The organism is Agrococcus sp. TSP3-2-1 (assembly GCF_049897585.1).
In the GTDB taxonomy this organism is placed as follows: Bacteria; Actinomycetota; Actinomycetes; order Actinomycetales; family Microbacteriaceae; genus Agrococcus.
This window is the reverse complement of sequence record NZ_JAFCWN010000005.1, coordinates 257603-272743: the sequence shown is the minus strand read 5'-3', so window position 1 is coordinate 272743 and position 15141 is coordinate 257603. Positions and strand designations below refer to the sequence as shown.

The 15141-nt window shown below is 69.9% G+C and carries 13 protein-coding genes; 9 read left to right on the top strand and 4 right to left on the bottom strand.

The features are described from left to right. Positions 1–112: 112 nt before the first annotated feature. Positions 113–988, top strand: coding sequence for a hypothetical protein (locus ACP7BI_RS09630; RefSeq protein ID WP_425845549.1), 876 nt, complete (start codon positions 113–115; stop codon positions 986–988). Here the strand turns inward: ACP7BI_RS09630 and ACP7BI_RS09625 are convergent. Both ACP7BI_RS09625 and ACP7BI_RS09620 read right to left on the bottom strand, forming a co-directional pair. Then, entirely contained in the window at positions 930–2372 is a 1443-nt protein-coding gene (locus ACP7BI_RS09625) for a hypothetical protein (RefSeq protein ID WP_425845547.1), read from the bottom strand. The two genes, ACP7BI_RS09630 and ACP7BI_RS09625, sit on opposite strands and share 59 nt — an antisense overlap. A 144-nt stretch (positions 2373–2516) precedes the next feature. Next, on the bottom strand, positions 2517–3524 hold the full coding sequence (locus tag ACP7BI_RS09620; protein WP_425845545.1) for a restriction endonuclease PLD domain-containing protein: 1008 nt from the start codon (positions 3522–3524) through the stop codon (positions 2517–2519). Positions 3525–3691: 167 nt separating this feature from the next. Here ACP7BI_RS09620 and ACP7BI_RS09615 point away from each other — a divergent pair, with 167 nt between their 5' ends. From ACP7BI_RS09615 to ACP7BI_RS09590, 6 genes are all read left to right on the top strand, one after another. Beyond that, a complete protein-coding gene (locus tag ACP7BI_RS09615; protein WP_425845544.1) occupies positions 3692–4861 on the top strand; it encodes a DNA cytosine methyltransferase in 1170 nt (389 codons plus the stop codon). Between the two features lie 298 nt (positions 4862–5159). Then, the gene (locus tag ACP7BI_RS09610; RefSeq protein ID WP_425845542.1) at positions 5160–6140 is read left to right on the top strand and encodes a methionine ABC transporter ATP-binding protein; all 981 of its coding nucleotides are present in this window, start codon (positions 5160–5162) and stop codon (positions 6138–6140) included. After that, on the top strand, positions 6137–6949 hold the full coding sequence (locus ACP7BI_RS09605) for a methionine ABC transporter permease (protein WP_425845539.1): 813 nt from the start codon (positions 6137–6139) through the stop codon (positions 6947–6949). The genes ACP7BI_RS09610 and ACP7BI_RS09605 overlap by 4 nt, the downstream gene beginning before the upstream one ends. 9 nt (positions 6950–6958) lie before the next feature. Further along, the gene (locus ACP7BI_RS09600) at positions 6959–7783 is read left to right on the top strand and encodes a MetQ/NlpA family ABC transporter substrate-binding protein (protein WP_425845537.1); all 825 of its coding nucleotides are present in this window, start codon (positions 6959–6961) and stop codon (positions 7781–7783) included. Between the two features lie 160 nt (positions 7784–7943). After that, positions 7944–9659, top strand: coding sequence for a DUF222 domain-containing protein (locus tag ACP7BI_RS09595; RefSeq protein ID WP_425845535.1), 1716 nt, complete (start codon positions 7944–7946; stop codon positions 9657–9659). Positions 9660–9835: 176 nt separating this feature from the next. Further along, positions 9836–10972 carry an MFS transporter gene (locus ACP7BI_RS09590; protein ID WP_425845532.1) on the top strand — a complete coding sequence of 379 codons (1137 nt, stop codon included), beginning with the start codon at positions 9836–9838 and terminating at the stop codon, positions 10970–10972. Positions 10973–10990: 18 nt separating this feature from the next. Here ACP7BI_RS09590 and ACP7BI_RS09585 read toward each other — a convergent pair whose 3' ends face one another. Continuing rightward, positions 10991–11359, bottom strand: coding sequence for a hypothetical protein (locus ACP7BI_RS09585; protein WP_425845529.1), 369 nt, complete (start codon positions 11357–11359; stop codon positions 10991–10993). A gap of 310 nt (positions 11360–11669) precedes the next feature. Between ACP7BI_RS09585 and ACP7BI_RS09580 the strand changes: the two genes are divergently transcribed. Both ACP7BI_RS09580 and ACP7BI_RS09575 read left to right on the top strand, forming a co-directional pair. Next, entirely contained in the window at positions 11670–11804 is a 135-nt protein-coding gene (locus ACP7BI_RS09580; protein WP_425845528.1) for a hypothetical protein, read from the top strand. A gap of 266 nt (positions 11805–12070) precedes the next feature. Continuing rightward, a complete protein-coding gene (locus ACP7BI_RS09575) occupies positions 12071–13357 on the top strand; it encodes a sensor histidine kinase (RefSeq protein WP_425845525.1) in 1287 nt (428 codons plus the stop codon). Between the two features lie 11 nt (positions 13358–13368). On the opposite strand, the gene ACP7BI_RS09570 is transcribed toward ACP7BI_RS09575, so the two are convergent. After that, positions 13369–15114: a cell wall-binding repeat-containing protein gene (locus ACP7BI_RS09570; protein ID WP_425845524.1), complete on the bottom strand. Its 1746-nt coding sequence runs from the start codon at positions 15112–15114 to the stop codon at positions 13369–13371. Positions 15115–15141: the final 27 nt, after the last annotated feature.

Below are 15141 nucleotides of genomic sequence, written 5' to 3'. Positions count from 1 at the left end.
GCCTCGAGCACCTCCGCGGCTCCGCGCTCGGCTTCCGCAACCTCGCCAACTACATCGCCCGATCCCTGCTCGAAGCCGGCGGCTTCAGACCGGCGCTACACCCTCAAATGCGATGAGCCACTTTCTCGCGGCGTATGTCGTTCCCGAACCCCTCCTCGCACGTTGGCCCGCTGATGAGTCGGACGGCATGGTCAAGCTCAACAAGGAGCGGCTGCTCATGGAGCGGCGCCACGCACTGAAGGATGCGTTCAGACGAGGCGCGTGGATCGAGCCGAGGTTCGACGATCTGGTCGGAGCCCGAGTCTGGGAGGACATTCGAGGCCGCCCCTCGCTCTTCGGCGATCCGCGCGCGGTGACCGTCTATCTGGAGCACCTCGCGGGCGCCGGGGAAGCCGGCGATAAAACGAGGCAGCAGACTGACATCCTCCGCGAAGTTGCACTCCGGCTGTATCGGAAGGCGGCGCTGATCGCTACGCCGTTGCTCAGTGACGCTCAGTTCGCAGATGTCGTTGCATCGGCTGTCGAAGAGGCTCGCGGTACGCGCCCGACAGCACGCGAGACGGTCAGCGGTGGACCCCTTGTTGACTTCATCTATCAAGCCGCGACGCTGGGCGTCGACATCGAGCCTGCTTTGCGATTCGAGGCGCCATCGTGGGGCGAGGTCCCTGCCCTCGAGGATGCTCTGCGCGAGCGCGCCGCAGAGCTAGGTGCGACAGAGGCCTCCGAGATCGCAGACCTTCACCTTCGTCTGCTCGCGCGCTGGCGGCAGCTCGAGAACGAGCTTCGGCGTGTAGCCCTGGCGGGCATCCTGCACTTTCTGCTGGAGGCTGACGGTCACCACGACGCGCGCGCCGGTGGCCTGCTCGACGACCTGGCGATCGCGAATCTCGCGACCCAGCTGATCGCGGCGTACACGCAGTCTGCCGATATCAATCTTCGAAACGTAACAGTGCGCGCGGATGCGACAGTATCGCCCACGCGACATTGACGGGATGCGTATCGAACGCCGTCGCGATCTCCGAGACAGCGGCCCCATTATCGAACATCGCGACCGCCTCGTTGCCCGACGCGTTCACGAATCGCCTCGACTCAATCGGGCGCAGGAACCTCACGTCGTCGCGGGGCAGACCAAGCAATACCTCTATGAGGATGCCAAGCGCTTCCTTCGCCGACATGCTCACCTCATCGGCGACCTCCTGCAGCTCGCGACCCGCCCGGAAGCCGCTGACGACCCGACGCTCGATTTCGTCGCCCCATGAGCTCGCATCCCAGCCAGCCGTGTTTCGCTCAAGCCGGCTGTCCGACGGCTTGGTGGGTACGACGGAACCTTTGGGCGGCAGTAGGGCACCCGACGGGTCACCTTCCGACGAGATCGGCAGCACCAGGAGTCGTTCCTGACGAGCGATGAGGAACCAGGCGGCCGCTTCGATTGAGAGACCGGTCTGCGATGCCGCCTGGCGCAACGAAACACCTTCCCTCATCGATCGCACGATCTGCGGGCCAACGCTCCGCTCGATCGCATCGATCTCGGTCGCGTCCGGAAGCCGTGATGCGAAACCCACTGTCACTGACGTCAATGCGGGAAGCAGTTCCCGCGCCAGCCGCGCGCGCCCGATTCCCCGCAGGGCCGCAATCTGATCGAGGGACTCGCCTGCGAAATAAGATGCCAGGAGCGCATCGGCGCTCACTTCAGCGCGGACGCCTTTCGTCCTTCGCGCAGCTTCCGAAAGCGCCTCGCCTGTCGAACTCGTTGAGCTCGGGCTCGAGGCAGGCGCATTCCTGCGGTGAGCACTGTCCAGTTCAAAGGCACGGCGATTCGCGATGGGCCGAGACGGTTCGCTCACGAGGGTCCAACCGACCGCCACCGTAGACATGAAATGACTTCTCGCGATTTGTTCGACTGATCTGCCTAGTTGATACTCATGCACGACCGAGGCAATTGTGTCTTGATCACGTACCGAGCCACGGAGCATAGCCTCGGCGTGCACCGAGGCGAGTTCGATATCGAGGAGATCCAGCAGCAACCGCTGCGCGAGCGCCGCCTCGGTCAGGCCAGCGGACGCCTGGATCTCATGGAGCGGGATCCCGTCGAAATACATCGAAGTCACTTCCCGTGACGACCCGTTCGAGCTACCCGCTTCCGTGTTAATCCGAGTGCTTCCAACGACGGGCCCGCCCCGTGACGCGCCGGCCTCTATCGCGATGTGATCGGCTCGCGGCTGCGCCCGCGGCTCGGCGTCCAAGCCGTCGGAACCCTCGAGCTGCCAGTCAGGTCGTTCCAAGATGTCGATGGGCGCCGCGACTGCGCCTTTGATGGCCCGAAGGCCTAGCCGTGTCGCAAGCTCCGCGTAAGACTTCTCCAAGGCTGACATGGCTTCATCGTAAGCAATTCCCAACGATCACGCTCCGATCGACTGCAAGTAGATCGGGGGAAGATCCGAACAGCGGCCGTCGTGCGCAGCCTCGACGAGATCTACAGCCGGCACGCGGGTCCACCCGCTTGTGCCCGACGCGCATCATCCGTCATCGGGCTCGAAGTGCATCAAGTAGGTCTCGTCGTCCACACGGTAGAAGGTGACATATCGACTCCCGAACCGATCGAGGTCCGAGAGGTTCACCGGAGCCCCGCTCGCCACACCAAGTCTCTCCCGGAAGTACTCACCCAGTTGCGCATTGTCCTCTGGCGTCTGTAGCGCCTTCCCATTGTCCTGCGCCACGACGAGAACCATTCCTCGACCGTCTGAAGTCACAACCTGGAAGTGCCTTCCTCGCTCGGGGAAGAAGCCCTCCTGGGCCTCCGACCTCTGCAACGACCTCGGTACGGGAATGTAGGCCTGGTTGGGATCCCGCCCCTCTCGCTGTCCCCAGTTCAAGCCGCTCTTGTCGTGGATACGATTCTCGCGCTCGATGAACAGTGGGATGCGGACCGCCGGCTCGCCCCACCGAGGCTCGGCCGGGTCGTCGGTCTCGAAGACACGGGCTTCCGCCGCTCGCTTCTTAATGCCCACCACGCGTTCCGCGTCCGGGTCGTCGCAGGTGATCACGTGCGGCGACACTTCCAGCCAATACGCAGCAGCCAGATCTGGATCCATTGCGAGCATCGACTCGGAATGCGACGCGCTTCGAGCAACGGTGCCAAACCCGAACTGGGAGTAGTTAGCAGACCCGAGGAACGCCTCGACCGGCTTTCCGTCCCTCGACCATACATAAATCTTCGAGTGATTCGATCGTGGCGGACGAAGGTACGAGACCGAGAGCTCGAGCGGGTAGCGCGACTGCAGGGAAAGAAACCCCAGGTGCGAGGCCTCAAGAATGCCCTCGATCCCGGTCATCCCGCAGACAAGTTCGATCGCCGGCAACCGTTTGAACCGGCGGAAGAGCTCTTCCCGATGCCTCGTGAGCATGGCAGGAGATCCGTAGCCCGATACGATCTGGAGCTCGTTCGCCCCCCGCTCGAACGGCTCGACGAGGACGCGCCTGAAGAGCTCTGAAGTCAAGAGACCCTGGAAGTTCTCGGCGCGCATGTACCCCCCGATCCGACAAACGATGTCTAGCGAACACTATCGGCCGCCCCCCAAAAGGCGATGCAACCTCACATGCCGCGGACCTCATGACGGCACGGCGCTGCGGCGCGGGCATGTCGGCGACAAGCGCTAGGCTGCTCGGGTACCCACAAGACGGAGGACCAGAGATGACGCGCGCCACGCAGACGCAGCAGGCCACGCCCGACCGGCTCGGCGACTCGAGGGTCGAAGCGGTAGCACCCCGCGTTCCGGAGGCGTCGCCCACCGTGTTCCGGCTCGGCGAACTGTTCGCCGGCCCGGGGGGCCTCGGCCTCGGCGCGCATCGCGCAGCGATCAAAGACAAGCGTTACCGAATCGTCCACCAGTGGGCGAATGAGTATCACGAGGATACGGCGAGGACGTTCGCTCGCAACATCGCCGGCGACGTCAACTCGCCGAGCGTCGTCGTCGGCGATGTCCGGACGCTCGACTTCGAGCGCCAGCTCAAACCGCTCGGTGAGATCGACGGATTCGCGTACGGCTTCCCCTGCAACGATTTCAGCCTCGTCGGCGAGCGTAAGGGCTTTGACGGGACGTTCGGCCCTCTTTACAGCTACGGGGTCGAGGTGCTGAGGATGTTCCGGCCGAAGTTCTTCCTCGCGGAGAACGTATCGGGACTGTCCGGCTCCAACGATGGCGCGGCGTTCGCGCAGATTCGCGCCGACCTGGAGAACCCGGAGCCTGGCCTTAGGTACGACCTGACCACGCACCTGTACAAGTTCGAGGAGTATGGCGTCCCCCAGGCCCGCCACAGGATCATTGTCGTCGGTATTCGGAGTGACCTAGGCGTGCAGTTCCGCGTCCCTTCGCCGGCACCGTTCAAGGACGTCGACGTGTCGGCCGGCACTGCTCTGGCGGACATCCCGGAGCACGCAGCCAACCAAGAACTCACCCGTCAGTCGCGCGATGTCGTCGAGCGCCTCAACTTGATCGCGCCGGGCCAGAACGCGTTCACCGCGACCCTTCCGCCGCGGCTCCAGATCAAGACGGCGACCAAGATCAGCCAGATCTACAAGCGCCTCGACCCGAGGAAGCCCTCTTACACCATCACCGGGAGCGGCGGCGGCGGCACGCACGGGTACCACTGGGCCGAGCCCCGAGCGCTGACCAACCGTGAGCGTGCCCGACTCCAGACGTTCCCCGACGATTTCGTGTTCGAAGGGAACAAGGAATCGGTCCGGCGCCAGATCGGTATGGCAGTGCCAGTCGAGGGCGCCCGGATCATCTTCGAAGCTATCCTGAAGTCATTCGCGGGCGAGTCGTACGAGTCGATCGAGCCGTCTTTTAAGGACGCTTGACGGCCGGCGCTGCGGCGATGGACCGCCGAGGAAGACCGCGACGTCCGTCGTAGGGACGCCGTCTGTGGTCGCCGTCGCAGCATCGCCCGCGACTCACGTCCAATTCAACGGCGGGGTCTTGATGCGCGGGCGACGCGCGGCTGACTCAGTCCGCGCGTGAAGCGGTTCCGAGCGGCGAGGGAAAGGCCAGCCGAGCGCATCTGCTACGCGCGTCACGGAACGTCACATCCCGCCGCGCTATCTGACAGCGTGAGACCATGGAAGGCGACCCTCCGCATCCGCACCGGGAGCCTCCCTCATGATCACGATCGACCACGTCAGCCGCCGCTTCGGCGACGGCCCCGACGCCGTCGTGGCGCTCGACGACGTCTCGATCGAGGTGCAGCGCGGCGAGATCTTCGGCGTCGTCGGCCAGTCGGGCGCCGGCAAGTCGACGCTGCTGCGCACGGTCAACGCGCTCGAGCGGCCCGACTCCGGCACGGTGACCATCGACGGCACCGTCATCACCGGGGTCGAGGGCGCTGCCCTGCGGCAGGCCCGCCACAAGATCGGCATGGTCTTCCAGCACTTCAACCTCGTCGGCAACCGCACCGTCGCGCAGAACGTCGAGTTCGCGCTCGAGGCGGTCGGCGTCAAGGGCGAGCAGCGCCGCAGCCGCGCGCTCGAGATGCTCGACCTCGTCGGGCTCGCGCACCGCGCGAACGACCGGCCCGCGCAGCTCTCCGGCGGACAGCGGCAGCGCGTCGGCATCGCCCGCGCGCTCGCTTCCGAGCCCGACGTGCTGCTGAGCGACGAGGCCACGAGCGCCCTCGACCCCGAGACGACCCGGCAGATCCTCGACCTGATCAAGCGCCTCTCGGGCGAGCTCGGCCTCACCGTGCTGCTCATCACCCACGAGATGGACGTCGTCAAGCGCATCTGCGACTCCGCCGCCCTCATGGAGCAGGGCCGCGTCGTCGAGCAGGGCCGCCTCGCCGAGCTCATCACGACGCCCGGCAGCCGCGTCGCCGCCGAGCTCTTCCCCGTCGGCGAGCCCCACCGCATCCCCGGTCACGCGATCGTCGACATCACCTACGCCGACCTCTCTGCCGACCGCCCCGTCATCGCGCAGCTCGCGCGCGACTTCGAGATCGACCTGTCGATCCTCGGCGCTGCGATCGAGAACGTCGCGGGCATCCAGGCAGGCCGCACGCGGCTCGCGGTGCCGGATGCGTCCACGGCGCAGGTGCTCACGTCGCTGCGGGCGCAGGGCATCACCGCTTGGGAGGTGACGGCATGATCGACCCCGCCGCGCCGGAGTTCTGGCCGCAGCTCTTCGCCGTGCTCCTCGAGGGCACGTGGGAGACGCTCTACATGACGGCGATCGCCATGGCGATCACGTTCGTCGTCGGGCTGCCGCTCGGCATCGTGCTCGTCGGCACCGAGCCCGGGCGCTTCCTCGAGGCGCCGCTCGGCCAGCGCTGGCTCGGCCGCGCGATCAACGCCGTGCTCGGCTTCGTCGTCAACCTCGGCCGCTCGGTGCCGTTCATCGTGCTGATGATCGCGCTCATCCCCGTGACCCGCTGGCTGCTCGGCTCGTTCATCGGCACCGGCCCCGCGATCGTGCCGCTCACGCTCGTCGCGATCCCGTTCTTCGTGCGCGTGGTCGAGATCGCCGTGCGCGAGGTCGACCCGGGCCTGTTCGAGGCCGCCGAGTCGCTCGGGGCTTCCCGCTGGCTCGTCGTGCGGCGCGTGCTGCTGCCGCAGGCGTGGCCCGCGATCGCGCTCGGCACCGCCACGACCGTCACCTCGATCATCAACTTCTCGGCGATGGTCGGCGTGGTCGGCGGCGGCGGCCTCGGCAACGTCGCCCTCACCTACGGGATGCAGCGCTACAGCGCGCTCCACATCGTCTTCGTCGTCATCATCCTGTTCGTCATCGTGCAGGTCGTGCAGTGGCTGCTCACTCGGCTCGCACGACGCCTCAGCGGCGCCACCCCCGCTGCCGGCCGCACCGCCCGACGCGCCGAGCGCGCCGCGCTAGACCTCGACGACGCATCCATCGTCTCTGCGCCGACGCGCGGCGACGCCGACTCCCCCACTCGATAGGAACCACCCATGGCCAACCGCCGCTCCCTGCTCACCGCCCTCGCCGCCGGCGCGACCGTCGCCGCGCTCACCGCCTGCTCCTCCGGCGCCGCCGACACCGCCGCCCCCGAGGACGGCTCGCTCGGCACCGTCCGCGTCGGCGCGCTCCCCGTGCCGGCCGGCGACATCTTGAACTGGGTCGACGAGAACCTCGCGGATGCCGAGGGTCTCGACATCGAGTACGTCGAGTTCACCGACTACAACACTCCGAACCCCGCGCTCACCGACGGCTCGACCGAGGCGAACCTCTTCCAGAACTCGACGTTCATGGAGACCTACAACTCGCAGGCGGGCGGCGACCTCGTCTCGGTCGGCGAGGTCTACCTGCCGGCCGCCGCCTTCTACTCCGACTCGCTCACGTCGATCGACGAGCTCGGCGAGGGCGCGACGATCGCGATCCCGAACGACCCGACGAACGAGGCGCGCGCGCTCGAGATCCTCGCGGCCGAGGGGCTCATCGAGATCGCCGAGGGCGCGACGAACCTCGACGGCATCACGTCGAACCCGTCGAACTTCCGCTTCACCGAGGTCGAGAACGCGACGCTGCCGCTCGCGATCCCCGACAACGACGCCGTCTTCGTCACCGCGTCGTTCGCGCTGCCTGCCGGCCTCACGCAGGACCAGGCGATCCTCACCGAGGGCGACGACTCGGAGTACTTCAACATCCTCGCGACGACGCCCGAGCTCGAGAGCGACCCGCGCATCGCGAAGCTCTACGAGCTGCTGACCTCGGAGGAGACGCAGGAGTACATGCTCGAGACGTGGGGCGGGCTGATCGTGCCGATCGCGGGCTGATCGACCGTCTTCCTCTCACCGCGCCGCGTGCTCTGAGCACGCGGCGCGGTCGTCGTCTCGGGGCTCGTTCGCGTGTCAGTGGCCGCCCCTAGTCTTCGCGCAACGAGGTCGGGAGTGGATGTGGGTGGCCCCATCTACCCTCCTCGAAAGGGAGGCAGCGATGTCGAGCACCGAGCGGGCAGGAGCGGCGGTCGAGGCCGCTCGCGCGCTGCTCGCTGACGCCCCGTCCTTCCCCACCGCGCCGCGCGATGACGTCATCGAGGTGCTCGGCAGGGTCGCCGAGCTCTCACGCATCGTCGACACGCTGCAGGTGCGGCTCGCGCACGAGGTCGAGGAGCGCTCGCAGGGCCCGACCGACGAGCCGCTCTCGCTGGTGCTCGGCGCGCGGCACCCCAAGGAGGCGATCGGGCGGGCCTTCGGCATCCGGCCGGGCCGCGCGCTCGACCTGCTCGTCATGGCTCGGGCGGTCTCGCCGTCGCTCGGGCTCACCGGAGCCACCATCCCCGCGAAGTACCCCGCGGTCGCGGGCGCGCTCGCCGAGGGCGAGATCTCGTTCGCGCAAGCGCAGGCGATCGTCACGGGCCTGGAGCCCGCGGCGCCGCGCGCGGACGTCGAGCAGCTCGCCGCCGCGGAGCAGTCGCTCGTCGGTCACGCGACCGACCCGGGCATGCCGCTGCCGCCGGAGCAGCTGACGGTGCTCGCCCGCCGCTGCGTGGCGCTGCTCGACCCCGACGGGGTGCTGCCGAACGATGAGCGGCAGCGGGCGATGCGGTACCTGCGCATCCGGCAGCAGTCCGACGGGTCGTGGCTGACGACCATGCGCTCGCCCGCCGAGGAGGGCTCCAAGCTCAAGGCGATGGCGGATGCGTGGGGCGGTCCGCGCGTCAAGGTCGCCTTCCACGACGACAAGTGCGCCCGCGGCGGCTGCGACGGCAAGGCCTGCGACGGGACCGTCGAGGGGGAACCGTCGCTCGATGATCGCACGCCGGAGCAGAAGGGGCACGACGCGGTCATCGCGCTGGTCACGGCGCACGCCGGCTCCGGCGACGCGCCGGTCGCCGGCGGCGAGCCGCCCGTGCTCACCTTCGTCGGCACCATCGACGCGTACGACGCCCACGTGCGGGGCCTGTCCCACCCCGAGCGGACCCTCACGATCGAGCACACCGGCTGCCCGGTCCCGATCGAGGGCGTCGACCAGCTCCTCTGCCACGCCGCCATCGAGCAGCTGATCGTCGACGAGCACGGTCACCCGCTGTGGCTCGGCCGCACCAAGCGCATCTTCAACCGCGCGCAGCGGCGCGCCCTCGCCAAGCGCGACAAGGGCTGCCGCGTGCCCGGCTGCGGCATGCCGGCCGCCTGGTGCGAAGCGCACCACATCGTGCCCTGGCAGCTCGGCGGCAAGACCGACATCGACAACGGCATCCTCGTCTGCAGTTTTCACCACCACGAGATCCACGCCGGCCGATTGCGAGTCGAGAGCGCCGGGCCCAGGCCCGGCCAGTGGCGCATCGTGCCCGAGCTCCAGCCCGCCCGCACCCGCACCGCCTTCTTCACGGTGCCTGCTTCCGCCGAGCCGCACGTGGAGCCGAAGCCCGGTGGACCGCTAAGCCTCGAAGCAGCCGCGCCGGCATCGCGCGCGGTGAAGCTCCCCGAGCCCGGCGGCGAGCCGCGCCACGCGCTCCCCGCCGAGCCTGCCGCCCCAGTCTCGGTGGGGCCGGTCGACCGATCCATCCGGCCGCCGCGGCGGCGCCGGCGGCGGCCCAGGATCGTGATCGAGCCGCGGCTCCGCGCACTGCTCGAGCGGCACGGCCGTGCTCGCCAGCACCCCGCACGCGCCGACGTGCTGCCGAGACCGGGAATCGTGCTCCGCCGCTGATCGACATCGCTGATCGAACGGCTCCACGCACGGCGCGCGCGCCGCGCATCCGTCTCCTCGCAGCGCTTGAGGGGCATGCTTGAGGGATGCACTCCCCTCGTGACGCCAGTCGGCACCCGTCTGCGTCCGCATCGTCGGCCGCCCCCGCCACGGCGCACGAGGGGAAGGCAGCGGGGATGCGGCAGCTCGCCGCCTCGGTGCCGATCCGCACGGCCGCGAGCGGCGCGCAGATCGCGATCCCGATCCTCGTCGTCTCGATCACCGGAGACCTCGCGCTCGGGGCTGCGCTCGCGGCGCTCGCGCTCGTGCCGAGCATCATCGCCGCACCGCTCGTCGGCGCGATCCTCGACCGCGTGCACCGGCCTCGGCCGCTCATGATGGGCGCGGCCGCCGGCACCGCCGTCGCGTACGGCCTCGCGGCGGCCCTCGACCCGCTGCCCGTGTGGCTCGTCGCCGTCGCGCTCGTCATCAGCGGCCTGCTCAATCCCTTCGGCTTCGGCGGGCTCTCGAGCTTCGTCGCACCCGCCGGCACCGACGCGCGCCGCGCCTACGCGCTCGATGCGCTCAGCTACAACCTCTCGGGCGTCGCGGGGCCCGCGCTCGTCGCGCTGCTCGCGCCGACGCTCGGCCCGCGCTGGGCGCTCGCCGCGATGGCGGCGATCGGCCTCGTCTCGCTCGCGGCCTACCCACTGCTGCGCATCGAGCGGCGCGAGGCAGAGCGCAAGGGCCTGTGGCGCTCGATCGGCGCGGGGCTCGTCGCGCTCTCGACGCACCGGCCGCTCGCGACGATCACGGTCTCGGGCACCCTGGTCGAGTTCGGCCGCGGCATCATGCCCATCGCCGCGATCGGCATCGCGCTGCTCGCGACGGGCGACGCCGCCGCGAGCGCCTTCATCGTCACCGCCTTCGCGATCGGTGCACTCATCGGCGCGCTCATCGAGCCCATCCGGCGCACGAACGCATCCGCACAGGCGACGATGCTCGTCGGCTTCGGCCTCACGGGACTCGCCACGATCGCCGCCGCGATCGACCTCGGCTTCTGGTGGACGATCGTGCTCGTCGGCCTCTCGGGCGCATTCAGCGCCGCCCCGACCGCGGCGATGCTGACGCTGCGGCGCCTCGAGAGCCCAGACGACGTCGTAGCACAGGTCTTCACGGTCGGCTCCGCGCTGCGCACGACCGCGAGCGCAGGCGGCACCGCTGTCGCCGGGCTGCTCGCCGGGCTCGACCCGCTGCTGCTGCTCGCCGCGTCGGGCGCCGTCTGGGTGATCGGCGCGCTCACCATGCTCGCGTTCCCGCGCCGCTCGCACTGACGCACGACGCTGCGCGGTTCAGGCCGCGGGCACCTCGGCGACCGCAGACTCCGCGGCGGCCGCAGCCGCGCGACCGCGCGGCGCATCGTCCGCCGGCGACCACGGCGTCACGCCAGCCGTCTCATGGAAGCGGGTGAACGCCTCCGCCGTCACACCCTGGCGCTCGAAGTCGGCAGCGAGGGTCGCCCAGCACTCGAGCTCGGGGAGGGCGCGCCGGAGCGTCCAGTCGTGCCAGAGCACGAGGCGCAGCATCGGCGAGATGACCGCCGCGCCATCGGGTCGAGGGAAGGCGAGCAGCGCCTGCGCCCAGGCCTCGGCGTCGGCACGCTGCCGCCCGGCCCACACGCTCGGCTCGGGCACCATCATGGCCCGGTCGTCCTGCAGCATCCGTCTTCTCCCTCGAGCGGCGCGAGGTGCACCAAGGGCGACAGTACGGCCTACCGGTGACGACACTCAACTGAAACTGAGGATGTTCGGGCCTGTCGTCGAGAAGAACGCCCGAAAACGGTGCTATGCGAGCCCAGCCTCGTGATTCGTGCGCGGAGGCGGAGGCGGATCCGCCTCCTCGGAAGCGGGCGCGAGCTCCGGGTTCCTGCGCGCGACGACGCGGCGCAGCACGGCGACCCCGATCACCACGACGATTGGGAACGCCACGGCGATGCCGACCGCCATAAGCACGGCGGGATGGAGGAGCTCAGTGAGCGGCATGATCGCGCGCCCGCTTCCAAGCGCCGTCGACGAGCGTCAGCTCGATCGATTCGCCGTGCTCGGTGGGGCACGCGAGGCGCACGGACGTCATGCCGGCGCCTGCGATGAGGAGTGCGATGTCTAGGTTGGGCTTCGAGGAGATGAGGGCCGCATCGTTGCGACCGCTGACGGAAGCGTTGAGCTCGGCGAGGATCTCGTCGATGTCTGCATCCGTATAGACGACGTTCTTGACTGAGTCGATGCTGATGGATCGAGCGTACCCCAATGGGGTACATAGACGGTCAACAGGTTCTCTCGCCTCCTGACCTCCGTCGAGTGACGGAGGCGACCGACGCACCGGGCCGTCTGGCGGCTGAGGCGCATCCGCGGGCGGCCGCCTAGGCTCGACGCATGCCCGTGCGCCAGGCCCCCGATGCGACCTCCGTGCGCGCCGACGCCATCCTCGCCGGTGTGCTCGCGGCCGTCGGCTGCCTCATGGTGGCGCTCACCGACATGACCGGGCTGCAGTTCGACGGCATCCCCCTCTGGGCGCCTCTGCTCGCCGCGCTCCTGCTGCCGGTGCCGCTGCTGTGGCGGCGGCGCTTCCCCGTGCCAGCCGCGATCGCGCAGATCGTCATCTACGTCGGCGCGGGCGAGGCGGGCGCGCTCGAGCTCTACGCGTCGCAAGTGGCGCTCTTCATGGGCTTCTACTCGATCGGCGCCTGGGATCCCGACCGCCGCCGCGCGCTCTGGTCGCGCGTCGTGATCTCGCTGCTCATGGCCGCTTGGCTCGCCTCCTCGGCCATCCGGGGCTTCTCCGATCCCGAGACGGGCGAGCGCGGGGTCTCGGCGTTCTTCGCCTTCCTCATGATCCAGGTCGTCGTGAACGCCGCCTACTTCGGCGGCGCCTGGATCTTCGGCGACCGCGCCTGGCGCTCGGCGATCGAGCAGGAGCGGCTCGCCGCCGCGCACGTCGAGATCGAGGCGCAGCAGCAGCAGCTCGCCGACCAGGCCGTCTCGCTCGAGCGCCTGCGCATCGCGCGCGAGCTGCACGACGTCGTGGCCCACCACGTCTCGGCGATGGGCGTGCAGGCCGGCGCCGCGCGCAGGGTGCTCGCGACCGATCAGGACAAGGCGGCGGATGCGCTGCGGCACGTCGAGCAGTCGGCGCGCGAGGCCATCACCGAGCTGCGCTCGCTCGTCGTGACGCTCCGCTCCGAGGACGACGGCGCCTCGGCGGTGCCCGATCTCGACGCAATGCCCGCCCTCATCGACTCGGCGCGCGCGAGCGGCCAGACCGTGACGTTCGCGACGATCGGCGAGCCGCGGCCAGTGACGCCCATGGTGGGTCTCACCGCGTTCCGCGTCGTGCAGGAGGCGCTCACGAACGCTCGCAAGCACGCGGGCCCCGTCGCCGACGCCGACGTGCGCGTGCGCTTCCTCCCCGACGAGCTCGAGGTCGAGATCGCCGACGACGGACACGGCAGCGGTGCGGGCGAGCACGGCGCCGGCGCGGGCGTGCTCGGCATGCGCGAGCGCGTCGCCGCCCTCGGCGGCTCGCTCGAGGTCGGGCCGCGCTCGCGCGGCGGCTGGCTCGTGCGGGCGCGGATCCCCGCGCACGGCGGCGCGCGGCCGGGCGACACGGCGGGCGAGCCCGTGGCGGAGGAGACGCCGGCCGCTCAGGCGGGCGCCGTCTGACTTGCTGGGATCTACGGGCAGCGGGTGTAGCTCGCGGCCGTCTGACTGAGCGTCGGCAGCCCGCCGAGCACGAGCACCTCGTCGGGCTCCGCTGCGAGCAGCGCGCTCCGCGTCGCGGCCGGCATGCAGCCGTGCCGAGAGAGCAGGAGGGGCGCGCCGTCGGCACCCGCCGCGGCCGCTCCCGCGAGCGCGTCGGGGAAGCCCGTGCCGCTCGCGAGGTACGCAGTCTCGACGACGCCGAACTCGCGCGCGAGCTGCGCCGCGGTCGCGAAGCGGTCCGCACCGGCATAGCGGACGACGGAGCGCCCCGCCGTCGCGAGGCCGTCGGCGAGGCCCGCCGAGACCGAGCTCGAGTCGCCGACGACCCCGACCCATCCGACGCCCAGGCGTTCGAGCGTCGCCGCCGTCTCGGGGTCGAGCGTGCCGCTGCCGCCGTTCACGAGCAGCACCGGGCCTTGGCGCCGCGACGCGACGGGCCCCGCCGCGAGCGCGTCGGGGAACTTGAGGCCCGTCGCGACGAGCGCCGAGCCCGCGGACTCGAACGCGCGCTCGGCGATGAGCCGGCTGGTGTGGAACCGATCGGTGCCGCCGAGGCGCACCACCTCGCGCGCCGGATCGAGCGCCCGCACGGCCGCCTCGACCTCAGCGGACACCGACGGCTCGGCGCCGACGATCACGACCTCTCGCGGCTGCAGCCGTTGGATCTCCCCGAGCACGACGGCTGGGGCGGTTGCACGTGTGGTCAGCAGGACCGGACCGCCCTCGGCGGCCGCGGCGGGACCGGCGGCCAGCCCGTCGGGGAAGCTCTCGCCGCTCGCGAGGTAGACCACCCCGGCGCCCGAGGGGAACGATCGACGGGAGATCTCGACAGCGGTCGAGTAGCGGTCGGCTCCGGCGATTCGCTGGGCGGTCGGCAGCGGCTCAGTGGGGTCGCCGAACCAGTCGGTCCAGAGCGTCCACGTGTTGCGGTTGCCGTAGGCGGAGCAGGCGTCGCCCTCGCCGTAGAGGTTCGCGAGCGCAGCGGCGTTGGGCTGGTACGGCGTGTAGTTGTAGAGGCCAGCGGTCGCCTGGTTGCGGATGAGCACGGGGCTCGAGCCGCACGCCTTGTTCGGGTTGTAGAGCACCTGGTTCACGACACCCGCGCGGTGGTTGTAGCGCGTCGGATGCGCTGCGTACAGGTTGAACTGCCGCGCGCCGAAGTAGACCTGATAGAAGAAGCCCCCGACGCTCGGGTCGCACGGCGCGGTATCGGGACAACCGAAGCCGGTCGCCTTCTCGTACCGGATGGCGTTCGGCGCTCGGTGCGTGACGAGCGCCTGCTCCTTCTGCATGAGCACGAGCAGGAAGCGCTGGGAGATGTCGCACGCCTCGCCGACGCGGGCGATGATGCTCGCCGCGGATTCGCTCGCCCTGCCCGGCATCGCGTCGCAGTAGGCATCGCCCGGCATCGTCGGCGTGCGCTGCGCGTACCTGTTGAGGCAGGTGTAGCCGGCATCGCACCCGCGATGCTTCACATCGATGAACGACTGCACCTCGGCGGCCGACATCGCGAGACCGTCGTAGAAGCGCTCGTCCGAGATGATGAGGCCCGGATCGAAGTCGGCGGCGACGGCGGCGCTCGCGCTGCCTCCGGGTCCGGGCGACGGCACGACCGCCAGCAGGCTCCCGACGAGCGCGGCGACGAGGCCGGCCACGATCGTCCGTGATCTTGCGCGCATCCGTCGTCCTCCATCGGGCAGCGGGGTCGTCGTCAGCATAGGCGTTGGGGTTCGACAGGGGATCCG